The organism is Paenibacillus glycanilyticus, from assembly GCF_051200795.1.
Classification (GTDB): domain Bacteria; phylum Bacillota; class Bacilli; order Paenibacillales; family Paenibacillaceae; genus Pristimantibacillus; species Pristimantibacillus glycanilyticus.
In genome coordinates, this window is sequence record NZ_CP195155.1 from 119475 (window position 1) to 145586 (window position 26112).

Annotated in this window: 26 protein-coding genes and 1 riboswitch; of the genes, 12 read left to right on the plus strand and 14 right to left on the minus strand. The window is 52.4% G+C overall.

What is annotated here, in order from left to right; genetic code table 11:
• Window positions 1-51 precede the first annotated feature (51 nt).
• Together motB and motA are read right to left on the minus strand one after the other, a co-directional pair.
• Window positions 52-870 (minus strand): flagellar motor protein MotB, encoded by an 819-nt coding sequence (motB, locus tag ACR9FF_RS00610; protein WP_127497803.1) that lies wholly within the window; start codon window positions 868-870, stop codon window positions 52-54.
• Window positions 857-1654: a flagellar motor stator protein MotA gene (motA, locus tag ACR9FF_RS00615; protein WP_132312498.1), complete on the minus strand. Its 798-nt coding sequence runs from the start codon at window positions 1652-1654 to the stop codon at window positions 857-859. Before motA ends, motB begins: the two co-directional genes overlap by 14 nt.
• 169 nt (window positions 1655-1823) lie before the next feature.
• Here motA and ACR9FF_RS00620 point away from each other — a divergent pair, with 169 nt between their 5' ends.
• On the plus strand, window positions 1824-2117 hold the full coding sequence (locus ACR9FF_RS00620; protein WP_435168230.1) for a hypothetical protein: 294 nt from the start codon (window positions 1824-1826) through the stop codon (window positions 2115-2117).
• A 24-nt stretch (window positions 2118-2141) separates the two neighbouring features.
• Window positions 2142-3380, plus strand: a complete 1239-nt coding sequence (locus ACR9FF_RS00625) for an EAL domain-containing protein (protein ID WP_435168232.1) — start codon at window positions 2142-2144, stop codon at window positions 3378-3380.
• A gap of 5 nt (window positions 3381-3385) precedes the next feature.
• On the opposite strand, the gene ACR9FF_RS00630 is transcribed toward ACR9FF_RS00625, so the two are convergent.
• Entirely contained in the window at window positions 3386-3904 is a 519-nt protein-coding gene (locus ACR9FF_RS00630; protein ID WP_201008901.1) for a GNAT family N-acetyltransferase, read from the minus strand.
• A gap of 106 nt (window positions 3905-4010) precedes the next feature.
• Between ACR9FF_RS00630 and ACR9FF_RS00635 the strand changes: the two genes are divergently transcribed.
• On the plus strand, window positions 4011-5228 hold the full coding sequence (locus ACR9FF_RS00635; RefSeq protein ID WP_435168235.1) for an MFS transporter: 1218 nt from the start codon (window positions 4011-4013) through the stop codon (window positions 5226-5228).
• Window positions 5229-5342: 114 nt separating this feature from the next.
• Here ACR9FF_RS00635 and ACR9FF_RS00640 read toward each other — a convergent pair whose 3' ends face one another.
• The 3 genes from ACR9FF_RS00640 to ACR9FF_RS00650 all read right to left on the minus strand — a co-directional run bounded on the left by ACR9FF_RS00640 (window position 5343) and on the right by ACR9FF_RS00650 (window position 9208).
• The gene (locus ACR9FF_RS00640) at window positions 5343-5810 is read right to left on the minus strand and encodes a C40 family peptidase (RefSeq protein WP_012772118.1); all 468 of its coding nucleotides are present in this window, start codon (window positions 5808-5810) and stop codon (window positions 5343-5345) included.
• A gap of 5 nt (window positions 5811-5815) precedes the next feature.
• Window positions 5816-5972: riboswitch (cyclic di-AMP (ydaO/yuaA leader) on the minus strand.
• A 310-nt stretch (window positions 5973-6282) separates the two neighbouring features.
• Window positions 6283-7104 (minus strand): hypothetical protein, encoded by an 822-nt coding sequence (locus tag ACR9FF_RS00645; protein WP_127497815.1) that lies wholly within the window; start codon window positions 7102-7104, stop codon window positions 6283-6285.
• A gap of 97 nt (window positions 7105-7201) precedes the next feature.
• A complete protein-coding gene (locus ACR9FF_RS00650) occupies window positions 7202-9208 on the minus strand; it encodes a M1 family metallopeptidase (RefSeq protein ID WP_127497817.1) in 2007 nt (668 codons plus the stop codon).
• Window positions 9209-9311: 103 nt separating this feature from the next.
• Between ACR9FF_RS00650 and ACR9FF_RS00655 the strand changes: the two genes are divergently transcribed.
• The 5 genes from ACR9FF_RS00655 to ACR9FF_RS00675 all read left to right on the plus strand — a co-directional run bounded on the left by ACR9FF_RS00655 (window position 9312) and on the right by ACR9FF_RS00675 (window position 12896).
• Window positions 9312-9833 carry a YwhD family protein gene (locus ACR9FF_RS00655; RefSeq protein WP_127497819.1) on the plus strand — a complete coding sequence of 174 codons (522 nt, stop codon included), beginning with the start codon at window positions 9312-9314 and terminating at the stop codon, window positions 9831-9833.
• A 74-nt stretch (window positions 9834-9907) separates the two neighbouring features.
• On the plus strand, window positions 9908-10531 hold the full coding sequence (locus ACR9FF_RS00660; protein WP_127497821.1) for an RNA polymerase sigma factor: 624 nt from the start codon (window positions 9908-9910) through the stop codon (window positions 10529-10531).
• On the plus strand, window positions 10528-11085 hold the full coding sequence (locus ACR9FF_RS00665; protein ID WP_435168239.1) for a zf-HC2 domain-containing protein: 558 nt from the start codon (window positions 10528-10530) through the stop codon (window positions 11083-11085). Before ACR9FF_RS00660 ends, ACR9FF_RS00665 begins: the two co-directional genes overlap by 4 nt.
• A 33-nt stretch (window positions 11086-11118) precedes the next feature.
• Entirely contained in the window at window positions 11119-12267 is a 1149-nt protein-coding gene (locus ACR9FF_RS00670) for a hypothetical protein (protein WP_127497825.1), read from the plus strand.
• A complete protein-coding gene (locus tag ACR9FF_RS00675; protein WP_127497827.1) occupies window positions 12264-12896 on the plus strand; it encodes a hypothetical protein in 633 nt (210 codons plus the stop codon). The genes ACR9FF_RS00670 and ACR9FF_RS00675 overlap by 4 nt, the downstream gene beginning before the upstream one ends.
• Window positions 12897-12946: 50 nt before the next feature.
• Here ACR9FF_RS00675 and ACR9FF_RS00680 read toward each other — a convergent pair whose 3' ends face one another.
• The 7 genes from ACR9FF_RS00680 to ACR9FF_RS00710 all read right to left on the minus strand — a co-directional run bounded on the left by ACR9FF_RS00680 (window position 12947) and on the right by ACR9FF_RS00710 (window position 20457).
• Window positions 12947-13672 carry a peptidylprolyl isomerase gene (locus ACR9FF_RS00680; RefSeq protein ID WP_435168241.1) on the minus strand — a complete coding sequence of 242 codons (726 nt, stop codon included), beginning with the start codon at window positions 13670-13672 and terminating at the stop codon, window positions 12947-12949.
• Window positions 13673-13792: 120 nt separating this feature from the next.
• Window positions 13793-14125 carry a cytochrome o ubiquinol oxidase subunit IV gene (cyoD, locus tag ACR9FF_RS00685; protein WP_127497831.1) on the minus strand — a complete coding sequence of 111 codons (333 nt, stop codon included), beginning with the start codon at window positions 14123-14125 and terminating at the stop codon, window positions 13793-13795.
• Window position 14126: 1 nt separating this feature from the next.
• Window positions 14127-14753 (minus strand): cytochrome o ubiquinol oxidase subunit III, encoded by a 627-nt coding sequence (gene cyoC, locus ACR9FF_RS00690; RefSeq protein WP_127497833.1) that lies wholly within the window; start codon window positions 14751-14753, stop codon window positions 14127-14129.
• A complete protein-coding gene (locus ACR9FF_RS00695) occupies window positions 14754-16730 on the minus strand; it encodes a cbb3-type cytochrome c oxidase subunit I (RefSeq protein ID WP_127497835.1) in 1977 nt (658 codons plus the stop codon). It lies immediately after the preceding gene.
• Window positions 16731-16751: 21 nt separating this feature from the next.
• A complete protein-coding gene (gene cyoA, locus ACR9FF_RS00700; protein ID WP_435168244.1) occupies window positions 16752-17705 on the minus strand; it encodes a ubiquinol oxidase subunit II in 954 nt (317 codons plus the stop codon).
• A gap of 222 nt (window positions 17706-17927) precedes the next feature.
• The gene (locus tag ACR9FF_RS00705) at window positions 17928-18236 is read right to left on the minus strand and encodes a hypothetical protein (RefSeq protein ID WP_174806602.1); all 309 of its coding nucleotides are present in this window, start codon (window positions 18234-18236) and stop codon (window positions 17928-17930) included.
• A 127-nt stretch (window positions 18237-18363) separates the two neighbouring features.
• Window positions 18364-20457 (minus strand): transglycosylase domain-containing protein, encoded by a 2094-nt coding sequence (locus ACR9FF_RS00710; protein WP_201008908.1) that lies wholly within the window; start codon window positions 20455-20457, stop codon window positions 18364-18366.
• 151 nt (window positions 20458-20608) lie between these two features.
• Here ACR9FF_RS00710 and speE point away from each other — a divergent pair, with 151 nt between their 5' ends.
• The 4 genes from speE to argS all read left to right on the plus strand — a co-directional run bounded on the left by speE (window position 20609) and on the right by argS (window position 24317).
• Window positions 20609-21436: a polyamine aminopropyltransferase gene (gene speE, locus ACR9FF_RS00715; protein ID WP_127497841.1), complete on the plus strand. Its 828-nt coding sequence runs from the start codon at window positions 20609-20611 to the stop codon at window positions 21434-21436.
• A gap of 154 nt (window positions 21437-21590) precedes the next feature.
• The gene (locus ACR9FF_RS00720) at window positions 21591-22124 is read left to right on the plus strand and encodes a DNA-deoxyinosine glycosylase (protein WP_435168247.1); all 534 of its coding nucleotides are present in this window, start codon (window positions 21591-21593) and stop codon (window positions 22122-22124) included.
• Between the two features lie 70 nt (window positions 22125-22194).
• A complete protein-coding gene (locus ACR9FF_RS00725; RefSeq protein WP_435168249.1) occupies window positions 22195-22641 on the plus strand; it encodes a DUF1934 domain-containing protein in 447 nt (148 codons plus the stop codon).
• On the plus strand, window positions 22638-24317 hold the full coding sequence (gene argS / locus ACR9FF_RS00730; protein ID WP_435168251.1) for an arginine--tRNA ligase: 1680 nt from the start codon (window positions 22638-22640) through the stop codon (window positions 24315-24317). Before ACR9FF_RS00725 ends, argS begins: the two co-directional genes overlap by 4 nt.
• A gap of 615 nt (window positions 24318-24932) precedes the next feature.
• On the opposite strand, the gene ACR9FF_RS00735 is transcribed toward argS, so the two are convergent.
• Window positions 24933-26063 (minus strand): S8 family peptidase, encoded by a 1131-nt coding sequence (locus ACR9FF_RS00735; RefSeq protein ID WP_201008911.1) that lies wholly within the window; start codon window positions 26061-26063, stop codon window positions 24933-24935.
• Window positions 26064-26112: the final 49 nt, after the last annotated feature.

Genomic DNA, 26112 nt, shown 5'->3' on the forward strand with positions numbered 1-26112 from the left:
AGAAACTCCCCTGATTCTAGGAATCGGGGGAGTTTTCTTTAAAGGCGTCTCTCACTGCTTAGGCGTTGCAGGAATTTGCTGCACCTTGCTCGAATCGACATATTTACGAATGATCGATACTTCAACCCGGCGGTTCTTCGCCCGTCCGGCCGTTGTATCATTGGAAGCTACCGGACGGTATTCGCCGTAACCGATGGCGCTAAAGCGTTCCGGCTTCAGCTTGTTATTCTCCAGAAGCACGTCCATAAACCGGATCGCCCTGGAAGAGCTCAGATCCCAGTTGGATTTGAAGTTCTGCGTCCGGATCGGCTGGTCGTCGGTATGTCCGGATACGACAATCTCATAGCCTGTATAAGGCTCCAGCATCTTGGAGATATTGGCTGCCAGCTCCTTCGATTCCGTCTTGAGAGCATCGCTGCCGGAAGCAAATAACGCATTGTCGCTAATCGTAATCATCAGCTGGGATTGATTAAGCTTCGTTTCCAGCTCAGAGGACAAGCCATTCTTCTTAATATACTGGTCAAGCTGCTTCTTCAGCTTTTCCAAATCTTCCTGTTCCTTTTTGATCAGCTCTTGAAGATTGGACTCCGTATCCTCATGCTGATCCTTGCTGGTCTTCTTCCCGTCATCGATTTGCTGCTGCGGCTGCTCGCCCGACTTGATAACCGACGGATTGTCCATGATACCGGCCCCGGAATTGAATGCGGCGCTGAACGCCTCGCTCATCCGTTCGAACTTTCTCGCATCCGTGGAGCTCGCCGCATACAATACGATAAAGAGCGCGAGAAGCAGCGTCAGCAGATCGGCATAAGGGATAAGCCATGATTCGTCGATATGTTCATCGTGATCGTCGTGCTTACGCTTTTTCACCGGCGCCAGCCTCCTTCTCCCTCATAGCCGCCCGTTCCGTTGGGGTGAGGAATACAGACAGCTTCTGGTTAATCGCGATCGTGGATACGCCGGATTGAATCGACAGCAGGCCTTCTACCATCATCAGGCGAAGCTGCACTTCTTTCTTGGACAAACGCTTCAGTTTATTCGCAAGCGGATGCCAGAGCACGTAACCGGTAAAGATACCGAGCAGCGTTGCGATAAAGGCGCCGGCAATGGAGTGGGCAAGAGTCTCCATATCGTCCATGTGGCCAAGCGCGCCGATCAGACCAACTACGGCACCGAGTACGCCAAGCGTTGGAGCGTAAGTACCGGCCTGCGTGAAGATCAAGGCACCGGCTTTATGACGGTCTTCCGTTGCGGAAATATCCTCGAGCAGGACATCACGGACGAAATCCTGGTCATTCCCGTCAATAATCATGCGCATGCCGTTGCGGAGGAAAGTATCTTCAATATCCTCGACCTTGGCTTCCAGGGCAAGGAGGCCTTCGCGGCGGGTAATCGAAGCCCATTCCATAAAGCTCTCGATCAGCTGCTCGCGAGGCATCAGCGGTTGTTCCTTGAAGGCGATCTTGAACAGCTTGCCGACCTTGGAAAGCTCCGACATCGGGAAGGCGATCATAACCGAAGCGATGGTCCCGAGGACGATAATCATATAAGCGGCGGGATTTAACAGATTGCTAAGAGCGGCACCCTTCAGCGTCATACCGACCAGTACCGCTACGAGTCCTAATATAATACCGATAATTGTAGAATTTTTCATCATGCACCCCGTCCAGTACGTTTTCGACAAATCTCTAGTACTTATATCGACAAGTTATCGTACGGAAATTAGACTTTCAGAAATGATTTAAGAGAGAGAGCGTTAATTTTCGTGAAAATGCGGTAAAATGAGTATAGAAGATAATTATGGTAAAGGTGGTTGACCAATAGTGGGAGTTAGACATGCAAGAGAGTATGCAGATATATTGAAAGAACTGACGGAAGCGGTTAGCGAAGTAGAAGGAAGCTACACGTTTTTCGAGATGGAAGAAGAAGAGTGGGCGGCGCTTGGGGCGGACGACCGGCATGAAGTCATGGAGGCGCTTGCCGACGATGTGTTCTTCGGGCTTGGCGAGCAGCCGGTAATCGAGGTAGGCAAAGGAGCGATTACGTACCATCCGAAGCATCATGTCATTGAAGTGTCGCATGGAGACAACGTGACCCGTATGATTCGGCTGACATAAAGGCAACAAAGGGAGAGCGTGAGCGTGACGAACGATTGCTTATCAAATACGACGTTACCGCAGACGCTGCAGCTGGATGGCGAGCAGCTGTCTGCTTTCTATCAGCCGATCATTGCTCTTGATACGAGAAAAGTGGTTGGTTACGAGGTGCTGGGGAGAGCCTGCAAGGACGATGCCGTCCGCAGTCTGGGGCCGTTTTTCTGCGACGCCTCCGTACCTGTCGAAGATCATATCGCGGTTGACCGGATTTTGCGTGAACAGGCTTTTCGGAAAATAGGCGAAATTCCGCAGCCTCCGATGCTGTTTATTAATTTGAAGCCGAACTGGATGCACCGGGGCGTGCAGTCAGGGGAGATATACACCTTATCTCTGCTGGATAAATATCGGATTGATCCCCGCAGAGTCGTGATAGAGATTACGGAAGAAAGCTTTAACGGCGAGATCGAGGAGCTGCGCGAAATTATCGATTTGTACCGCTCCAAGGGCTGTCTGATTGCGATTGACGATGTTGGCAGCGGCTTTAGCGGGATGGACCGGATTGCCCTGATTCAGCCGAACATTCTGAAAATCGACATTCATATGCTGAAACGGAGCGCGAGTCACGACGGCTATCTGGGTACGCTCCGTTCCCTCTCCGCGCTGGCTGACCAGCTTGGGGCTTCGTTGCTTGCCGAAGGCGTGGAGACCAAGCAGGATTTGGCGAGAGCGATCCAAGCGGGAGTCCGGTACGTACAGGGCTTTCTGTTCGCGAAGGCCGAGCCGGAGTTCGACGAGCCGTCCCGTTTTTCGGTCCTGCTGGAAGAAGAACTGGAGGCGCACCGGCAGCTGCAGCTCTATTCGGAGAACTACTGGAGCTATTTGTCGGACAGGCTGTCCGGCAAGATCGACCGGATTGGTCATCTGGAGGAGCTGGAGGACGAGGATAATGAATGGATCGTCCGGCTGCTGCAGGAACTGGAGAACAACAGCATCCGCGTCTACCTTTGCAGCGAAGACGGCATCCAAATCTCCTCCAACTATTCGAGAAGAGAAGACGGAAGCTGGCGGCGGGAGGACGAATACTGCGGGGCCAACTGGAGCTGGCGGCCGTATTTCGTTCCGAATGTCGTGCAATTAAACGAGAACCGCCGCTCCATGGTTTCCCGCGCCTATACCGATCTGGATTCAAGGGCATGGATCCGGACGGTATCGGTGCTGGTGAAGCCCGGCATTATTTTGTTCGTTGATATGAAAGATCCCGCGCCTGATTATTACCGGTTATAGGGATATTAAAGAATAGACTGGTACACCATACAATGGAACTCGGCCGGCCCCTGCGGCGTTGGCCTTACATACGTATCTTCGATGGCAAAGCCGGCCCGTTCGTAAGCGCGAATGGCCCGCGTGTTCCAGGTCAGCACCTCTAGGTCAATGCTGTTCTGAGGGGCTCGGCGAAGAGCTTCGCGGATCAGCAGCCGCAGAAAGCCGGGGCCGATGCCTCTTCCGCATAAAGCGGGATGAAGGCCGAGACCGAGGCGGGTAACGCCAACAATGGGAAAGAATTGGGCGAACCCGATCAGTTCCCGGTCGCGATTCACGACAGCCGCATATTGCATGCGTCGCAGGACGGGGTCGCCGAATTCGATCTCGTCCTTTTGCATCGTATCCCATGCCGGCCAATGGTAAAGATCGTAAGGCGATTCGTATTGCCATTCGCAGATTTGCCGGGCATGATCGATTTCCATCGGCTGGATAGTCATGTCCTCCAGTGATGGTTTATAATGTACCTCATCAGTAAAATTAGTCATGGATCTACCCTCATTAATAAGAATCTATAAGTTTCTTTCCATTATAACATTTCGGTAATCGACTTCATGAGGATTTGGCGAAGGACAACGAAGGAGAACTTTTACGATGCGGAAATTAATAGCGCTTGGCTGTTTGTCTTATCTCGTAATTGGATTAGCTCATGTTGTGGGCGGGTCGGTAATGGAGCAGATGCTCGATAAATACGGTTTGTCTTATGACGACGGCGGGCAATGGATGATGAATCAGTTTTTTGGTTTTTTGGTGGGCGTATTGCTGTCCCCGTTTATTACGTCCAAGCTGGGTAAAAGAGGGGGAGTGCTTCTCTCGCTTGGTCTCCTGACGCTTGGCGAAGCGGCTTACAGCCTTACTCCCCACTCCTGGGGACTGATGCTGTTCATCGCCTTGTTTGCCGGGTTCGGCTTTGGCATGACGGAATCCGTCATTGGTGCCATGGTCATTGATCTGGCGGAAGAAAGCGGCAAGGCCAACGCGATGACCAAGCTGGAAACGTTCTTTGGAATCGGCGCTTTCCTGATGCCAACGATGGCAAGCATATTGATCCGATACGATGTATGGCAATTATCTTTCCCGATACTCTCGGCACTAGCCGGCATTACCTTTATCTTATGGATGACGATTTCGTTTGGGCCAATCGACGACAAGATCGGTTTTCATGCCAGAGGGAAGAAGGCGTCGGCGGAGCGGGAAGCTGGTGAACCGCGTCCACAAGGATGGTTCGGTTATAAGAGAGCTTCGATTCCGTTCCTGCTGCTGTCGGCGTTATTTTTCTTCCTCTATGTTGGCGTGGAAATGAGCTTCTCCAATTATCTGCCTTCCATTATGATCGAACGCTCCGGCATGTCGGAGGCGAATGCCCCTTCCTCGCTTAGCCTGTTCTGGGGCACGATGATCCTGGGGCGTCTGTTCGCCGGACGGCTGGCGGATCGTGTCGGATACATCCGCTATCTGTTTGTTGCGATTGCCGGAGCCTGCGTCGTTATTCTTGCGATGGGGGCCGTTGGGCAGTTAAGCGGCATGATGGTTCTTGTGGGACTAAGCGGATTGTTCTTCTCCGGCGTATTCGGGATTGCTCTCGTATTCGCGAACGGATTAATTCCGGGGATGACCGAGCGGACAACCAGTCTGCTTGTCGCTTGCGGAGGCATAGGCGGGGCGATCTTCCCGAAGCTGACGGGATGGATGATGGACAACTATGGTGCGGACCGCACGGTCTGGATTCTTGGAGCTTTCTTAATTGCGATGTTTGTCGTATTGCTTGCGATGCTGGCGCTCGGCCGGAAGCAGCAGACGGCAGCTGCCTGAATAGAGTAGCGGGAAACAATAAAGCCGCATGCGGTTTGTCCGGTGGGACAAGCTGCATGCGGCTTTATTGTAGGAATCCTGCCAATCCGCCCCCATGGAAGCGGCTGCTTGATTCTATTGTTCGTCGGCATATTTATCAAAAGTGCTAGGGTCCATGACACGTCGAGCAGTCACATACCGGTTGACATAATAAGAGTCACTAAGGTTGCTTATCGTAACGCCCTTGCTGGACGATGCATGAGCAAACTTGCCATCTCCTACATAAATGCCGACATGAGATACACCACGACCGTTCGTGTTGAAGAACACGAGATCTCCGGCCACTAGATCGCTTTTTGCGATCTTCTTACCTGTTTCAGATTGCGAAGTGGATGTACGAGGAAGATCGATGCCCATTTTGTCGAAAACGTAAGAAGTAAATCCGGAGCAGTCGAATCCTTTCGTGGATGTTCCACCTGCAACGTACGGCGTGCCAATCAAGTTGCTGACAATGCCGTCCATTTTGGAGTCTGCGAAAACGCTTCCAGCCTGAAAAGCCAGCATTAGCGCAAGTCCAAGGAGTAGTGCTGTAACCTTTTTCAAAGCGGTAAAGCTCCTTCCAATGCCGACGAGGTTAGCTGTGGGGTTCGGTTGAAGGATCCCTATGACTTCTCGGGCGCCGATAGAATCATTCGGACGTCGAAGTCAATTCACCCAGAGGTGGTTCCCCCGTTTCCAGTACAAGGAATTAGGCAGTTTGTTTTATGTACTTGGTAACTATTCGGTAATTTTCGTTTATCTCCTCCTCTATACGGCAATTTCTAATAATTCTCATGCAACCTTTTGACTAATGGAAGCGGAAAAGCTTGTATCCTGCGGTTAATAGTCTTCATGTAGGGCGCGCAGACTAGCAGAGAAGCACTATAAAGATTTACTAACTCTTTACTATGTGGTTTTGCTAGCCGATATGTTGATTTATTTGGAGAATGGCGGACGAGCGAGCCCGAAAAAACGCGAAAAGCCCGCGCTGCGACTAGGTCGCAGGGCGGGCTGCTTCTATAATTATGAGAAAATTTTAAACTTCCTTTGATCTTAAAATGTCGTATTGGGAGGCTAGAGTCCATACTTTCATAAGGGTACGGACAAGATGATAGCCTTGGTGGACAAGAAGGGCGATAAAGCCGGCCCATACGAGGGAGAAGCCGCTGACAAACAATCCGATTCCCGAGCCGATCGCCCACATGAGAAGCGATAATCCGGCAAAAGGCAGAAGATGCTTGACTGCTGTGCCAAGAGATTGGAAAATGCCGCCGGTCTTGCCGCTCGTTGCCCCGAGCTGCATGGCCAGGAACAGCAGATGGAGCAGGATGCCCCATAACAGCCAGCCACCTACGGCAGGAAGGGTCTGCTGCAGCAAGGCTCCGATCGAGCGGCTGTGAAGCAGAGCCTCAAGCCCCTTTGGCGCCAGCCACCATGCGGGAGCAAGAGCAAGAATCGTCTCGATCCAGTACAGTAGGGTAACCGGCTTCCATGCCCGGCGGATACCTTGCAGGAACTGCGTTCCTCCCGCATCGGTCGCATGCTGCAGGGAGTAGAGGAGCCCCGCGTTAAACAGCGGAGAGAGCAGCATTCTTGCGGCGAATAAGCCGCCAAGCAGCCACAGGTACGGAGTAAGCAGGTCCGTCTTCATAATCTGGAACTGCGCTTCGCTCAAAAATAGCTGGACGGCCGCTTTGGACGGGGAGTGATCCGGGAACCGCCGCAGCAGCGGCGCAACTACCGAATCGATAAACCGGTATAGGAAGAATCCCCACAGCAGCTGGTACAGGAATAGCAGAATAACGATATAGAAGTGCTTGATCGTAAGCCGCCAGCCTTGCCTCATATGATTTTTCATGGCTAATCCTCCTAAAATTGCGAAGCAATTCTTAGCTACCACATAACCTACCTCTAGACGCGGTCGCTCTTCTTCGAATTCTTCGATAGAGGTTTTCTCACCAGCCCAGTAATCCGAGCAGACCTTGAATGACGTTGGAAGCCCCAAGACTCCAACGGGTACGCGTGACCTCGGATAAATCGGCCTTCATATAGTCGTTGATATGCTTATTGTCGAGCACGTTTGTATGCTGCGGATCGACAGCCACCCATTCGAGCGGGGAGCTATGGACAACTTTGTACTGAATTTGAGCCTCCGTCGGATCCCAGGACTTCGGAACAATGGTGCCGTCCTTGAACTTCAGGACAATCGGAACCGTACCGTTATAGCCGCCGTTGCGCTGAAGAGAGACAACCGATTCATACATCCGCGTTCCATCCTGCTCGACCGGATGGACAGTAATGGACTCTACGGATACGTCCGCCATCTGATTGCCGTAGACATATTGGTCGAAGTAATTGGCCCACTTTTGTTTGGTAACCTGCTCGACAACTCGCTGGAAGTCGGTGGTGGTTGGATGCTTGAACTTATATTTCTGGAAGTAGGTTCGCATAATCTTCTGCATCATTTTCTCGCCGACCTGCTTCTCGATGCCAATCAGCACAAGCTTTGCCCGCATGTACACATTCTCGGCATAGACGTTATTGCTCGGATATGCCCAGGATGGCTGCTTGAGCGGAGCGGGGGCCGTCATATAGCTCGCTTCCAGCGGCAGGTTGGCTTCGATGCCGTATTCGCTGGCCATAACCTTGTCTTCCGCATAGCTCGTAAAGCCTTCGTCGAGCCAGGCTTCTTCGAATTCATTAGAGGCTACCATGCCGTACCAGTATTGATGCCCGACCTCATGCACAACGGTCCTCTCGAGACTGTAGCCCGGATTGTCCGTCTCGGCGGCGAAAGCCGTGACGAGTGTCGGATACTCCATTCCGCCGGAGCCATTAGCTCCTTTGGGAGGGACTACAACCGATAAGGTCGAGTACGGATACTCGCCATACCATTGCCCATACTTGGAGAGCGCGGATTTGGCGGCATGCATATACCGGTCCTTCAATTCCTCATGTGCGGGATCCAGATACAGCTTAATGCGCACACCCGGAATGCCGGGGCCGGATAACGTGTCTTCATAATAGATAAAGTCGGGAGAGGCGGCCCAGGCGAAATCATGCACGTCATCGGCGTAGAACTGATAGAACGCCCGGTTGCCCTTTTTCTCTACTGCCTTCGTCTGAAAGCCCGTTGCTGCAACGGTATAGGATTCCGGCACCTGAATGCGGACGGAATAAATGCCGAAGTCGCTGTAAAACTCGGAGTTGCCGTGGTACTGATGCGTGTTCCAGCCTTCTGTGGTGCGGCCTCTTGTCCCCGCTGTCTCGTACACGGCCAGCTTAGGAAACCATTGGCCAGCCATCACGTAATTGCCGGAGTAGCCCATGCGCGCGAATACTTCGGGCAGCTTCACCTCAAAGCCCATCTCGAGGGTAACCGACTTGCCGGGGGCAACCGGCTCGGGCAGTTTAAGCTTGGCCAGCGTAAAGTCATTCGGATTGTTGTCATCGGGCTGAACATAATGCAGCCGCGGAAGCAGGCTTTCCCCTTCCGTCGTTTCCAGCGTAAGCAGCTTCATATAGCCCTGGCTTGCTTCGGTTGCTTTATCCGAGCGCAGCTTTCCGCCGGATTCCTTCATAAACGTGGTTTTGTCCGACATGAAGGCGTTCGGATAGAGGTGGAAATACAGCTCGGACACCGTCTTTTTGCCGGGGTTCGTCCAGGTGACGGTCTGCTGGCCGTCGAGATACCGGATATCGTCGCGAAGCGATACGTTGATATGGTACTCGGTGATTCGCTTGCTAAGCGCCTGCGGTTTCGGAGCCACGTTGTCAGGTTGGGACGAGGCAGGCGGCTTGGCCGATTTTGGCGCAGAATCGGTCGCTGCTTTGGCGGCAGGGGCGAGAGCATAGGTATATTGGGATTGCCAAGCGCGGCCGAAGCCCTGCTGGATGGAGAGGCCGAGCAGGACGGCGGTAAGCGTAAACAGCAACAATCGTTTGACGTAGCGTGGAGACATGATACAATTCCCTCCCGTGACAAGCATCTACAGCATGTATATGTTTGCTTTTCGCGGATTATTAGCTAAAATGGAATTATTGTACGGGGAAGGTGGAAGAGCGATGACGGAACAGCAAGGACAGCCGGCAGAGCCGGAAAAAAAAGAGAAGAAGTCCCTCTCTCTTAACGTAGTCAGCAACAAACAACATAAAGGCTTTGGAGCCGGAACGATAGATTTAAGCGCAGTATCCTGCGTTATTATTGATAATGGCGTAGCCTATATCGATGACGGGGCGATGCATGCGAAGAGCAAGGTGGAGCGGGGCATCAAGTTCAGTCCGAATAAAGAAGACTGCCCGAACGGCCGCAAATGCTGGATCGTATGGACTGCCGTGGAGCGGGGCGAGACAGGTTCATATTATGCTGGGGCTACGGCCTGCGAGATGTGGATCGATACCGAAGCGCGCCGCGGCTGGAAAATTCTCGCCGATCACGTGAACAAGCTGGATGCCGCGATTAAACGCAAGTACAAGCTTGAAGAGCTGGATGCGGAAGAGAAAGCGGCTTACCGCAAGCTTCTGGCCGAACATAATGAAGAATGGTGGAATAATTCGCCGGAAGAGCTTAAGGAAGCTTTGGCGTAAGCAATGAATTCAATAACCGGGGATCGCAAGGCGGATGGCCGCGCGATCCCCGGTTTTTTTCTTGAAAACTTTTTTTGAAGCATGCGCAGGGATGGAGAGCGCAGCTGTCGTCTATTATAACGGGAAGGGAGGAGAGCGAGATACAAGACGAACAATGGATCACGGCCATCAAGAACGGCGGTCCTGCGGCGTTTCAGATTTTTGTAGACGAATATGGGCCTTATATCTATCGAACCGTGTTTGCTGTTATCCGTTCGCCGCATGATGCGGAGGACGTGACGCAGGAAGCGCTGCTGCAAATCTATCGCTCCCTCCCGGAGTTCCGAATGGACGGCTTCAAGACGTGGATTACCCGCATAGCCGTCAATAAGGCGATTGATTGGAAGAGAAGCCGGATGCGCAAGCCCGAGGAGCTGGTGGGCAGCTTGACGGGGCTTGAGGCGGAAGGGATGATTACGGAACGCGGGCTGGCCGTTGAGACGGCGGTTATAGACCGCGAAGAGCAGCGGCAGGTGCGCGAGCAGGTGGAGCAGCTGCCGGACAATTATCGGGAAGTCGTGACCGCTTATTATATGGAGAACAAATCGTACGAGGAGATCGCGGTTCAGACCGGACTTGAGAAAAAAAGCGTTGAGTCGAGGCTCTACCGGGCACGTAACTGGATCAAGCGGCATTGGCGGAAGGAGGACTTCGAATGAATGAGCAGGAGTGGAAGGAACATGTGACGGCGGCAGACCTGACCGCTTATATCCATGATGAACTCGCTGAACCTAAGCGGGAGGAGATCGAGCTGCATATCGCGGCATGCGAGCCGTGTATGGTGCTTTTTATGAATGCGATAGAGGCATCGGAGGCTCGGGAATCGGATCCGGCATCTGATGGAACGGCGGAGGCAAGGGCCGTCATTCCGGATATGAAAAAGCTGGGGAAGCGGGTTGTCGGTATTCTGCTCGCCGAGTCGGCAAGAAAGAATCCGGTTATGCGGGCGGAGCCTGCCCGCCGCCAGTCTTTCCTTCAGCGTCCCGTTGTTCACTTTACCGCCGCAGCGGCCATTACGCTGCTGTTGCTTGGCACAGGGACGTTTAGCGGGCTTTCGGCTAAGCTGGGGGAGATGGACTCCCATTCCGCCAATACAGAGCAAACCATCGAGAAGGACGCCGAACAACCGCCGCAAGGTCCAACGTGGTCCGACCGGATGGTCACGCGTACCTCCTCCTGGTTCGATAAGCTGGAGAATGACCGTTTTAAATAAGGAAGAATGATGATGGGGGAGAGGAAAGACGAAATGTCAAAAAATCCGATAGTCGCTTTATTGCTGTCCTTTATTCCGGGCGTCGGGCATGCCTATCTGGGGCGCCCGTTTCGCTGCCTGCTGTATGGAGGAGGGTTCTTTGGCTCCTTAATGCTTTTGTTTATTGCTGTGCAATCCGGGGACGGAGGGGATATTGGCCTCTTCTTCTTATTCACGGCCGCTCTCAGCTGGCTAATTAATATGATCGATATGGTCGTGACGCTGCTGTCTCCAAAGCCGCCTGCGGCGCCTTACAGCGAGCGGGGAGATATCCCGTTTGATCCGGGTTACATGGCATACGAGCAGCAGCGGGAAAAGACAAGCACCGTCATGCTCTCGCTTATACCGGGTCTTGGCCATATGTCGCTTGGCCTCATGCAGCGCGGCATTACATTCCTGGTTGCTTTCCTTGGCCTGTTCGCGGTTGTGGTATTTATCGGTGTCGTGACGAATACCGCCGCTTTTCTGGTATTTCTGCTGGGGCTGCCGGTGATCTGGATTTACAGCATCTTTGATGCGATTCAGCAGCTTCACAGGAAGCAGCGCGGAGAGGAGCTTAGCGACCGTCCGCTGTTCGAGGAGATCGAGAACCATATGGGAACCGGCCGGAAAAATAAAGTGCTTGCCGCAATCCTGTCGCTTTTCCCGGGAGCGGGGCATCTGTATTTGGGCTTGCAGAAGCGGGGCCTTCAGCTGATGGGCGGTTTTCTTATCGCTATCTATTTGATGGATTCTCTGCGGCTGTCGATTTTCTTGTTCCTGATGCCGCTGCTCTGGTTCTATGCCTTCTTCGACTCCATGCAGCAGATGTCGCGATACGAAAGAGGCGAGCTTCATGACGAAGCGGTAGTCGCTCAGCTTGCTCCTTATCAGAAGTGGATCGGGATTGGCCTTTTGCTGCTCGGCATTTATTATTTGGGTGACCGGGTAATGGGCGGCTATATCTCGCAGACATGGCCGGGAATCTATGCGGAGTATGTAAAATTGAAATATAATCTGCCAACCGCGATCGTCGCTTTCCTGATGATTGCTCTCGGTTTCCGGCTAGTGTTCGGCAGCGGCAGCAGAAAATCCTACTCGGCACCGGCTCCTCTTCCGCCTCATCCCGCGGAGATGATGAGAGAAGAGGAGGGAGACCGATGAGAGAATGGCGGGTAGGTTCGCTGTCTATGGGCATTACGCTGCTCCTGATCGGTGTTTCCATTGCCATATCGATTTGGAGCGGTACAGATGCGCTGAATACGCTGCTATGGGTAGCGCCCGTCGTATTTATCCTGCTTGGAGCGGAGCTTCTCCTTCACCTCAAGCTGTCGGGGAAGGAACGGCCGGTTATGCGTTACGACTGGATGAGTATGTTCTATGTGGCGGTTATCGGGGCGGGCAGCCTGCTTATGGCGTCTTTTACTTCGACGGGATTGCTTGGGGAAGTACGGGATCAGCTGCAAATGACGGAGCGTACGGCTATCGTTCAATCGGATCCGGTAAAGGTACCGGACGGTATCAAGAAGATTGTCGTGCAGTCGCTTCGTCCGATCCAGCTCGACCAAGGAGAGGTTCGCGCCGTGCAGCTTCTCGGGCAAGTGCAGTACTGGGCGCCCAAGCCGCTCAAGCAGCCGGAGAGGATGGTTGCCACCAGCACAGTAGGCAGCACCATGTACGTACTTATTAATAGCTTCGAGCATAAGGATGGATCTATTGGTTCGGAGAACATCAATCAGGAGCTGACGCTTGTTCTGCCGCAGGAGATAGAGGTAGAGAAGCGGGGTTTCTAATACGGTTGAAAAAAGGCAGTTCCTCATTTGTTGCGAGGAACTGCCTTCTATCATTTATTCACCTTTTCAGGCTCGGCAAAGGTCATGCCTTTTGTATCGACAGTCGCTTTCTTAATCGCCATCGGCTTAACCGGACGGGAGCCTTCGCCCGTCTTCTCGGTTTCCTGGTTGACGATCTCATCCACCGTGTCCATGCCTTCGGTTACTTTGCCAAATGCCGCGTAATCGCCGTCGAGCGACGGTGCATCGGCAACCATGACGAAGAACTGGGAGCCTGCGGAATCGGGATCTCCGGAGCGTGCCATGGAAATGACGCCGCGCGTATGGAGCAGATCGTTCTGGAAGCCGTTGCTCATGAACTCGCCCTTAATGCCGTAGCCAGGGCCTCCCATGCCCGTGCCTTCGGGATCGCCGCCCTGAATCATAAAGCCGGGGATGACGCGATGGAAGATCGTGCCGTCATAGAAGCCTTTTTTCACAAGCGATACGAAGTTGTTGACGGTATTTGGAGCAATCTCCGGGTACAGCTCAACCTTGAAGGTCTTTCCGTTATCCATCTCGACCGTCACGACCGGATGCTTGTCGGAGCCAAGCAGCTTGTCCGGCTGAGGCGGCTCTGTTGCTTCCGGCGTTGCCGTTGCGTTAGCGGCCCCGGAGCCGCTTGTGGCGTTATTGTTGGAGCTGGTCTTGCTGCCGCCGCCGCAGCCGGCAATGACGAGCAGCAGCGCTGCCGTAAGCAGTACAAGCACAGGCAGACGCATATTGCGTTTAAACATCGTAAGAATGCCTCCTCTGAGGGTGTTGTCCTATCGTTCTATATGTAATCATACCATAGCGTTCGGAACGAAAAAAAGCCCGGGTGCTTCTCGAAGGAGAAGACCCGGGCTTCTTGCTTTTTAACCTACGGTGTTGTAAGCCATAATCCAGATCGAGCCTGCAATAATCGTGACCAGGATGACAAGACCGAAGATAAGCGCCATGACGTTGTAACGCGGCTTCTTCTCTTCGCGAAGATGCATGAAGAAGAAGAGCTGAACGACGAACTGCAATACCGCCATGATCAGAATAAAGATCAAAGTTGGCGTTTTGTCCATCAAATCGTTCAATACGACAACAAGCGGCAGAATCGTAAGCACAATGGAGATAACAAAACCGATGACATAGGATTTCATCGAGCCATGGGATTCATGCTCGTCATGCCCGTGTCCATGCGTGTTATGGTTGGCCATCCTACATCACCCCCATCAAGTAAACGACCGTGAGGACGAAGATCCACACAACGTCAAGAAAGTGCCAGTACAAGCTTACAATGGTAACTTTGCGTTTGGTAACCGAATTGATACCGTGTTTGCCGATCTGAATCATCAGGCCGACCATCCAGCAAAGACCAACCGAAACGTGAAGTCCGTGAGTTCCTACCAAGGTGAAGAATGCGGACCAGTAACCGCTTGTACCGATCGTAACGCCTTCGTCGACCATTTTGATAAACTCGGATACTTCAAGGAAAATAAACGATGCGCCGAGAAGGGCCGTAATGATCAGCCAGCCGATCAGGCCTTTTTTGTTACCCTTGTGCATTTGAAGAACAGCGATACCGCTGGTGAAGCTTGATGTTAACAAGATAAACGTCTCGGCGATTACGCCAGGCATTTCGAACATCTCATGCGGCGTAGGACCGCCGTTTGTGCTGTTGTGCAGGACGGAGAACGTCGCGAACAGCGTACCGAACAAGATAACGTCGGTTATAAGAAACATCCAGAAGCCAAGAACCTTAATCGATTCATGATCGTGATGATCATCATGGTGGCCGTGATCGTTATGACCATGGCCGCCATGAGGCGTCACTGTGTGTGCCATTTACCGTACCCCCTTTAATGCTGCTTCCGTACGTTCAATCTCGTCAACCGGAATGTAATAATCCGGGTCGTAATCGAAGGAACGGGCGAACAGGCAGCAAGCAACGCCGATCAGGCCAGGAACAATCATCCAAGTCCAGTGCCATACAAAGCCAAAGCCGGCGATGAAGAAGAACACAGACATAATGAACGGAATACCCGAGTTTTTCGGCATATGAATCGGTTCCAGCGGACCAGGCGCTTTAGGCTGAATACCTTTTGCACGGCGCTGTTTCTCTTCCCACCATTCATCCGAGCTTGTAACCTCGGGAAGATGCGCGAAGTTGTACATTGGAGCCGGCGATGGAATCGACCATTCGAGCGTACGGCCTTCGCCCCATGCGTCTCCGGATTTTTCTTTCTTCAGGAACTTGATGCTGTGCGCAATTTGCCACACTTGGAAAATAAAGCCCAGACCCATGATGAAGGCGCCCACCGTCGAAACGATGTTAAGCGGCTGCCAGCCAAGGTCGAAGTTGTATTCGTTGAAACGACGCGTCATACCCATCAGACCAAGCGCGTACTGCGGCATGAAGCAGACATAGAAGCCGATATTCCACAGCCAGAACGCCCATTTGCCAAGGCCGTCGTGCAGCTTGAAGCCGAACATTTTTGGCCACCAGTAGTACAAGCCTGCGAAGTAACCAAATACAACGCCGCCGATGAGCACTTGGTGGAAGTGCGCAATCAGGAAGTAACTGTTATGGAACTGGAAGTCAGCAGGCGCAACCGAGAGCATAACCCCCGTCATACCGCCGACGACGAAACACGGTATAAAGGCAATGGTCCAAAGCATTGGCTGGCTGAAGGTGATCCTTCCTCGGAACATCGTAAACAGCCAGTTGAACACTTTTACACCGGTCGGTATGGCAATGAGCATCGTCGTAACCGCGAAGAACGCGTTGACGTCGGCGCCGGAGCCCATGGTGAAGAAGTGGTGAAGCCAAGTAAAGAACGAGAAGAAGCTGATCGACATAAGAGCGAATACCATGGACTTGTAGCCGAACAGTTTTTTCTTCGAGAAGGTGGATACGACATCCGAGAATACCCCGAAGGCCGGCAAAATAACGATATATACTTCCGGGTGACCCCACATCCATATCAAGTTGACGTACATCATCGGGTTGCCCCCGCCGTCAAGCGTGAAGAAGTGAGCGCCCAAGTAACGGTCGATGAACAGAAGGAACAGCGTAACCGTCAGAATCGGGAATGCGAACATGATCGTAATCGAAGACGACAATACGGACCAGGTGAACATCGGCATTTGCATCAGCTTCATGCCCGGCGCGCGCATCTTCAGGATGGTGACAACGAAGTTGATACCGGACGCAAGGGAACCGATACCGGAGATCTGAATACCCCAAATATAGAAGTCTTGGCCGAGACCAGGACTGCCGGAAAGCTCGGATAGCGGCGGATAAGCCAGCCAGCCTGCATCAGGCGAACCCCCGATAACGAACGATACGTTGAACAGCATGGCGCCAAAGAAGAAGAGCCAGAAGCTGAGAGAGTTCAGGTAAGGGAACGCTACGTCGCGCGCGCCTATCTGGAGCGGCACAACGATATTGAATAAACCGAACATGAGAGGCATCGCCATGAACAAGATCATGATAACGCCGTGGGTTGTAAAGATCGCATTATAGTGCCCTGCATGCAGGAACTCTAATTGCGGAACGGCAAGCTGAGTACGGATCAGAAGGGCGTCGACGCCCCCGCGGAACAGCATGAGAAGCGCTGCGATAACGTACATAATACCGATTTTTTTATGATCGACGGTTGTCAGCCATTCGGTCCACAACCAGCGCCATTTTTTAAAGTAAGTCAGAGCAATGACGATCGCTACCATGGAAAGACCAATGGAAACCTGGGCACCCAGGATGAGCGGATCGCCGGTGATGAAAAAGTCATTCATCAGGAAATCCCAAAATTCTTTAAACATAGTGCATCTCCTTTCCTTACATTATGATTTAGCTTCATCAGTAGTGGTAGGCGACTGCGTGTCATGCCCGCCCTCTGCATCATGAACAGGTCCTGATTTTTTTCCGGAGTTCGGAGCGTCAATACCGTTCGGGCCAACATATTGCATAACGACTTGATCGAACAGGCCTTTAGGGAATGCCGAGAAGGTTTGTTGCTCGGACGAACCCGGCAGCTTCAACTCTTTGAAGCCTTCTTCGGTAAGAGCAGGCGAATTTTGTTTCACGCTGTCTACCCAAGCACGGTAATCGGCATCGGAAGTCGATTTGACGTTAAACGTCATTTTCGCGAATTGCTCGCCCGTGAAGTTTGCGCCCATTCCAAGGAAGTCGCCAACCTCGTCAGCTTGCAAATACAAGGTCATAGCCATGCCGCTCATCGCGTAAATCTGGCCGCCGAGCTGCGGAATCCAGAAGGAGTTCATCGCTTGGTCAGCGGTTACGCGGAAGCGAATCGGCGTATCCTCCGGAATTTGAAGGTAGTTAACGGTGGAAATGCCCTCATCCGGATAAGTGAAAAGCCATTTCCAGTCAAGCGATGTTGCTTCGATTGTAATCGGCTGTTTAGCCGACTCAAGCGGTTTGCTTGGCTCGAGATCATACGTGTATTTGATCGTCACCGTCGCCAGAATAGCGATAATGATGATAGGGATCGCCCACCAAATGGTCTCCAGCTTTGTGCTGTGCTCCCAGTTAGGCTGGTAGCCTGCTTTGTTATCTTTCTTATCGCGGTAACGCCATACGATAATCGCAGTCAGGATCAGGACCGGAACGAGAATGATCGCACACAGCCAGACAGTGATCCAGATAAGATCTTTTTGCGATTCGCCGATTGGCCCCTTAGGATCGAGGACAACGTATTGGTCGCTGCAGCCGGACAGCATAACGGCTATCAGCATAATCATCAACGGAACCAGAAAGCGAATGTACTTTCTCATGATTTGTTTCAACTCCTCAATATTGCTTCTTGTCATTAAGATTAGCAGAAGTCGCTCAAAATAACTGCTGGCTTAACAATTACGACAACAATTCGTCTTTTTTCTGTAAAAGAAAGTTCACTATATTGACAACTGTACCTTTTTTCCTTGGAAATAAAACACAAAAAAGCCGCCTCCCGTCAATATTGACGGAAAGGCGGCTTTTTAAAAGCGAATTTGGCTTTACAAAATCGGATTGGATGGATCATCGTTTTGTTCGTCTTCTTTTGCCTGATGGATTCTTGCATGGACCAGACCGATAGCTGTGCCGATCGTATAAATAAATACGCTGCCAACAAGGCAACCTACGCCAATCATCAAAGTTGTATTCTTATCGCTAAAGTGGCTGATTTTGATTAGGCATAACAACACACCTACTGTCAAACATGTCCATGCAAATATAGTCATTAGAGTAACAAGACGTTTCACGCTAGCAGCTGTTACTTCCGAATCCGACTTTACATTGCTTACCGTTGCAGTTTTCGTAGCCATCTGAAACACTCCCATAAAGTTTGTAAGTGCTTACTTCTTGGTTCTACTATACCACAGTATATGACGTTTGTTCAAAGAAATTTCACTTTTTGATCATATTTCGGACAAATTTGTATTCCAGGACATGCTAATTCTTCCACCAGCGCTTCAAATCATTCCACCAGGTTCGGCTGTTATCCTTGGTCGCATTGTCTGCAGGGGCATCTTTCGCCGCAGGTCCGCCGCAAACCTCGGTAGGCTCCGTGCCCGCCACAAAGGACTCAAGCCGTTTGCTCGCGCAGGTGGCTGCTGCTAGCTTGCCGCTCGCCGGATCGACGTATACGTTAACAACGCCGTCCGGAATCGGAAAGATCTTAGGCGGTATGGCAGATAGCGCCTGCTCGGTAAACTGGGCGAAGATTGGAGCAGCGCGGTGCGCTTCGGTCACGGTCAGCTTGCGGTTCTTGTCATACCCTACCCAGACGGCGGTCGCCAGCTCCGGGGTATAGCCGACCAGCCAGGCATCCGTTGAGGTGGTTCCCGTCTTGCCGGCAACCGGTCTTTTAATAATGGAAGAAACCCGGTTAGCCGTGCCGCCTCCTTCGAACACGCTCTCCATTAGACTGGTCATCACGTAAGCTTCTGCCGGATTAATAACCTGCTCTTCGTGATGCTCCGCTTCATATATAATGTGTCCGTTCTTATCGGTGATGCGCAGGATCGCAACAGGCTCTACCTTTACGCCGCCGTTTGCGATAACGGAGAATGCGGAGGCCATCTCCAGCGGACTAACCGGGAAGGTGCCAAGCGCCAGGGAAGGAACCGGGTTCATCGGGCTTGTAATGCCCAGCTTGCGTGCCGTCTCGATTACGCGGTCGGCGCCCACCGTCATAATGGTGTTCACGGCGTATATGTTATCCGAGCTCGCAATCGCCGTGCGCATATCAATGAAGTCGTTAAAGTATTTGTCGTTATAGTTATGCGGCTCATACTTTTTTCGTCCTTCATCGTAGGTAAAGGCCGTTGGCTCGCTCTTGAACCGGGTGACCGGCGTCATAAAGCCGCTGTGCAGCGCCGTCAAATACAGCACCGGCTTGAACGAGGATCCGGGCTGGCGGGTTTCGGCAAGCGCCCGGTTGAACTGATTCGTCTTATAGTCGCGTCCGCCGACCATTGCTTTTATATACCCGTTGCGCGGGTCAATAGAAACAAGCGCCGCCTGCTGCTCTTCGCTGCCGGCAAGGCCATTCTTGACGGCATCCTCAGCGGCGCGCTGCGCGGCAGAGTCCAGCGTGGTATAGATCGTAACGCCGCCTTCATTAAATAGCTGCTCATTGATGCCCAGCTTGTCGACGGCTATGTAACGGATATAATCGCGGAAATAGGGAGCAAAACCCGCCTGTTCGCCGGAGCCTAGCGGCTGGAAGTTCAGGACTTCCTTATAAGCCGCGTCGGCTTGCTCCTGCGTAATGTCGCCGGATTCGGTCATGGCATGCAGGATGTTCAACTGCCGGTCTTTCGCGTTTTTCATATCCATAAACGGCGAGTAGTATTTGGGTCCCTTCGGAATGCCGGCCAGCATCGCGCTTTCCGCAAGCGTTAACTGCGAAGCATGCTTTTTGAAATACAGCTGGGAAGCCGCTTCAATTCCGTAGGCGCCATGACCGTAATAGATCTGATTCAGGTAAAGGCTCAGAATCTCATCCTTGGAGTAATTCATCTCCAGCTGGACCGTATACATGGCTTCCTTCAGCTTGCGCTGCCATGTCTTCTCGTGAGTGAGATACAGGTTGCGGGCGAGCTGCTGCGTCAGCGTGCTGGCTCCCTGCTTGGCCGACATGGTCTCCACGTTGACCAGAACGGCACGGGCCATTCCTTTCATATCAAACCCTTTGTGCTCGTAGAAGCGGTGGTCTTCGATCGCCAGCGTCGCCTCCACCAGGTAAGGGGAAATTTCTTTGAGCGGTACGGAGCTGCGATTCTCTCCGGTATGGAACGTATCGATTACCTGCCCCTGCAGATCAAGCATGCGGGAGGATTGGCTAATCGAAGTAACCGGAAGAGATTGAAACTTTAAATAGAGGAGCATGGACACGATGCCAAGCACGACGACAGCGGAAACGGCTGCGGTTAAGCGCAGGCTTTTTTTGAACCTCATAACATGAGGAAGAAAACGTTCGGTTATAATAGGAAAAGCATATTTGCGGCGCGGCTTGCCCGGCCTGATCTGCTGCTTCTTCATGATGGTGCTCCCTTCGCAAGAACGACCTTTTCCTTAGTATGGAAAAACGCGGGGGCCGATATTCATGGAAGCGAGCAGAAAAGGTTGATTTTTCGCCCCGAACTACTATAATACATGGTGAACCATTGACGGAAAGAAGGGATTTATCGAAATGGAATTGTGGTATACGGAAAAACAAACCGAGAACTTCGGCATTACGGCGAAGATTACAAAGACGTATGTAAATGAACAAACTGAGTTTCAACAGCTCGATATGATCGAAACGGAAGAATTCGGCACCATGCTGGTTCTTGACGGTATGGTCATGACTACGGTTAAAGATGAGTTCGTGTATCACGAAATGGTAGCCCATCCGGTACTCTTCACGCATCCGAACCCGGAGCATGTGCTCGTAGTAGGCGGCGGCGACGGCGGCGTTATCCGTGAAATTATGAAGCATCCGAAAGTGAAGAAAGCCGTTCTCGTTGATATCGACGGCAAGGTTATCGAGTATTCGAAGAAATACCTGCCGACTATCGCAGGCGAGCTGGACAACCCTCGCGTTGAAGTGCTCGTAAACGACGGCTTCATGCATATTCATGATCATAAAAATACTTACGATGTCATCATGGTGGACTCCACGGAGCCGGTTGGCCCAGCGGCTAACCTGTTCACGCGCGGCTTCTACCAAGGCATCTACGAAGCGCTGAAGGAAGACGGCATCTTCGTGGCTCAAACCGACAACCCTTGGTTCAAGGCCGATCTGATTCAAAGCGTAAACAAAGACGTGAAGGAAGTATTCCCGATCGTTCGCGTATACGGCGCAAACATCCCGACTTACCCAAGCGGTCTGTGGACCTTTACAATGGGCAGCAAGAAGTACGATCCGCTTGAAGTGGACGAAGCTTCCATCGCTGATATCCCGACGAAGTACTACACTCCGCGCCTTCACAAAGCGGCATTTGTTCTGCCTAAATTTGTTGAAGATCTCGTGAAGTAATATTTAATAGTAACGTTTCATGCGAAGAGACGACCTTCTTCCGCGGCTTTCAATAAGCTGCGAATTAGGCGTCTCTTTTTATTTTTAAGGCGCTGCTGGTGTAGAATACGTAGTGAAGATCTTTAAGGCAGGAGCTAAAAGGAGTGGACGGTATATGGAGCAGGAGCAGACGGAGCGCATCTATTCATTCCCGCCGGTCATTGACGAGCGGGCTCGCGTATTGGTGCTGGGTACGGCGCCAAGCGTGAAATCGCTGGAGCACCGGCAGTTCTACGGTCATCCACGCAATTATTTTTGGGGAATGGTGTATGGCTTGTTTGGCGCGGGAGCACCGGATGAGGATTACGGGGAGCGTCTTGCTTTTTTGCAGGACCATCATATGGCCGTGTTTGACGTCATCAAGTCCTGCGAACGGCCCGGCAGCCTTGACGTAAACATCAAGAACGAGGAGCCCAATGATCTGCCGGCTTTGGCGGGCAAGTATCCGGGACTGAAATGCTTTGCTTTTAATGGAAGCAAGGCATACGATACGTTCCGCAAATATTTCCGCGATCATCCGGCACTGCAGCATCTTACCCTTTTGAAACTGCCTTCGACAAGTCCCATTCCCACGCAGAAGATGCGCAATCTGGAGGACCGGATCGGAGCTTGGAAAGCAATTGTTCCGTACTTGGAGTTACCGGAATAGCGCGCAATCGTTGAAATTAAGGGGCTTCCTGTATATAGTAGTAACATACGAGAAGACTGGAGATATAGCGATGCAAGACAGAATGGCGGTTACAATTACGCTGACAAGCACCCAGGATGGGGAGTCCGTCGTACATACGTATTCGGGGGAATGGTTCCGGAAGGAACGGACGGTTTATATCCGGTATGAAGAGCCGGTGGAGGGAAGTGCTTCTCCCATCAGGACCCTTGTGCGTTACCGGAAGGACGAGCTGTTGATCACGCGCCGGGGCGTCGTGGAATCGGAGCAGCTGTTCGTGCCCGGAGAAATGCGAAGAAGCGGCTACTACCGCTCTCCCTATACATCGTTCCAGATGGAGACGGCAACCGCATTTATTGAACTCAAGGGAGAGGGCGGCGAGAAGCAGGCTTACGCAGAACCTCCATTCGCGATTGAGTGGCAGTATGAACTATGGATGAATGAACATTTATCGGGCCGGTTCCTGAACCGGCTCCATATACAGGAGGAGAAACAATGAGTACGAACGTGTTGGAGCAAATGTATGAGAAGGTGAAGGAGGCGATTGCGGACGCGGCGGTAACAGGCGGTCTTGCGGCTCGCGAGGAGCTTCCTGCCTTTGTGCTGGAGGTGCCGAAGGATAAGGCGCACGGCGACCTGGCGACAAACGCGGCTATGCAGCTTACCAAGCTGGCGAAGAAAAACCCGCGCCAAATCGCCGAGACGATTATCGCCAACCTGAACGGCGAGAAGTTCGGCATCCAATCGGCCGAGATTGCCGGCCCGGGCTTTATTAATTTCCGCATGGACAAAAGCTATTTATATTCCGTTATCGGCGAGATTACATCTGCGGGAGACAACTACGGACGCACCAACGAAGGATCCGGCCAACGCGTGGAAGTCGAATTTGTCAGCGCGAATCCGACAGGCAACCTTCACCTTGGCCACGCGCGCGGCGCGGCCGTGGGCGATGCGCTTTGCAACGTGCTCGACTTCGCAGGTTATGAAGTAACCCGCGAGTACTATATTAATGACGCGGGCAACCAGGTGAACAACCTGGCGCGCTCGATTGAAGCGCGTTACCGCCAAGCGCTTGGACAAGATGCGGAAATGCCGGAAGACGGCTACCATGGCGAAGACATCGTAGGTTTCGGCAAGCTGCTCGCAGAAGAGAAAGGCGATAGTCTTCTATCGCTGTCCGATGAAGAGCGTTTCGCCTACTTCCGTCAATACGGACTGGAAAAAGAACTCGACAAAATCAAACGCGACCTTGGACGCTTCCGCGTAAACTTCGATATCTGGTACAGCGAAACTTCGCTGTATGAGAGCGGCCGAGTGGAAAAGGCGCTTGAGGCGCTTAAGGCCAAAGGCCAAGTGTACGAGGAAGAGGGCGCTACGTGGCTGTCGACGATGCCTTACGGCGACGACAAGAACCGCGTGCTTGTGAAAAATGACGGCTCTTACACTTATTTGACGCCGGACATCGCTTACCATCAAGACAAATTCAGCCGCGGCTACGACCGGATGATCAACATCTGGGGCGCCGACCACCATGGCTATATTCCTCGCGTGAAGGCTGCTATGGCCGCGCTTGGCAATGATCCCGAAAAGTTGGTCGTATTGATCGCTCAGATGGTAAGCCTGTTCCAGGACGGCGAAAAAGTGAAAATGTCCAAGCGTACCGGCAAAGCCGTTACGATGCAGGATCTGATGGATGAGGTTGGCGTCGACGCCATTCGTTACTTCTTCACGATGCGCAGCATGGACTCGCATCTGGATTTCGATATGGACCTTGCGATCTCGACTTCGAACGAGAACCCTGTCTTCTACGTGCAATATGCGCATGCCCGCATTTGCAGCATCTTCCGCCAGGCGGAGGAGCAAAACGTTGCCCTCCTGCCCATCGGCGACATCGACTTCGGCAAGCTTTCGTCCGAAGCCGAATTCGACCTGCTTCGCAAGCTCGGCGAGCTGCCGCAGGAAGTGTCGGAAGCTGCGGCTCAATACGCGCCGCATCGCTTGATCCGCTATGTGTATGAACTGGCTTCGCAGTTCCACAGCTATTACAAAGCCGAGCGCGTCATTACCGAAGACGCGGCTCAGACCCAGGCGCGCATCGCGCTGCTTGGCGCTGTGCGCATCGTTATCGCCAACACGCTCCGCCTCGTTGGCGTATCGGCTCCGGAGCGGATGTAATCCGCCCGGCCGAATATACAAGCAAAGCCGCCAGTTTTTATCTGGCGGCTTTGTGCGTTTGGTGTTTTTTCGTTCTTACTGGCGCCGCAATAGAGCATCGTATTTCGCTTACGGCCTCGAGGCAAATAACTAATCATGCTTGATATGCGCGAAGATGGCATCTGATCTTAGATTTCCGAGGTACAGTATCTTTTTTCTGTCAGCATGTACTTCGTTGCCACTGGTTTTCCCGTACATTGTACGGAATACAGTAAATTCAACCCTTTAAGTAAAGAAACACAACTTACATTGCATTTAATGCAGTATATCAACTCTAAAGAGGCACTAAACGGCCGTTTCAGCCCGCTCTCATAATACAGCGTAGCAATCGCTGTAATCCTAAACAAAGAAACCGTTCCGGGGAAAAACCCAGGAACGGTTTCTTTTCGTCCCTCAACAGGACCGATGAGTGCGGGCAAGGACAATGTATCTCCCGGAGGAGCGGAGCGCTTGCCTTTGTGTACACTTTGCATCCTATGAACATTGTTCAGGCAAAGTGTACACAACAGCAACCGGAGGGAGATACATTGTTCGCCGCCAGTCTCCTCACGGCAAACAAAGTCCTTCGCCCTCAATTCATCGGTCCGCCGCCCCCAGCATCTTCATCACGTCAATCTCCCCGGTATACCGGGGAGCCTTTGTGCTTCGAAGCGGCAGGTACGATTTTTTCAGAATCGCTTTAATCTCCGCGGGAGACAATCCCGGCTTATGAGCCAGCAGCAAAGCGATGGCCCCGCTGACATGGGAGGTAGCCATCGATGTTCCGCTCATCTCGTGATACTTGCCGCGGAGCCAAGCGGAAAAAATTTTGTCGCCCGGTGCGTAAATGTCAATAAACGTGCCCCGGTTGCTGAACGGCGCGATGCGCCGCAGCTTGTTTGTTGCCCCGACCGAGATCGTCTGCGGATATCTGGCCGGATAATCGACAGTCCGGCGTTTGCCGTCGTTGCCCGAAGACGCAACAACGATAACGCCGGCATTATAAGCGTTGTTTATCGCATTGAGGAGAGCTTTGCTGCGCGTCTTCATGCCAAAGCTCATGTTAATAATGTTGACCCGGTTACGGACGCACCAATCGATGCCGAGAATAATGTCGGATACAAAGGCGCTTCCGTTATGGTCGAATGCTTTTACCGGGAGAATTTGCGCCCGCGGCGCAATGCCGATCATGCCTTGCACCTGGTTGGCGGCTGCGATTGTGCCCGCGATGTGCGTGCCGTGACCGTTGTCGTCATGAGGCAGCATGCTGCGGTTGAGCAGGTTGATGCCGCGCGACAGCGATTGGCGGAGATCGGGATGGCTAAAGTCTACGCCGGTATCGATGACGCCGATTTTGACGCGGTGTCCGGTCGTCGTGCTCCAGGCAAGCGGGGCTTTGATTTGCTGAACGCCCCAGGGGATGCCTTTTTCCAATGGCATGGTTTTCGCTGCGGTGTGAACGGTAATACGGCGGTCGTCCTCGATCCATACGCCGCCGGAAAAGCCGGATAAAGTTGCTTCGACAGGGAGCTGACAAGATATTGCACGAATGATGCGCATTTGCTTAACCGGCTTCAGTTCCGGGGATGCTGTCGATGCTTCTGACCATTCCTGCAGAAACCGTCGATAGTCACCTTGCTGCTGAAATCGGATAATCCGATTTTTTGTCGTTTGGCCCGTGCAAGCCATCGTGTCCTTCAACCAATGGAGAAAAGCGGTGATGTCCAATTACGCGTCCCCTCCCGACGGACGATGCTGAACTATTGTATGAAACGGG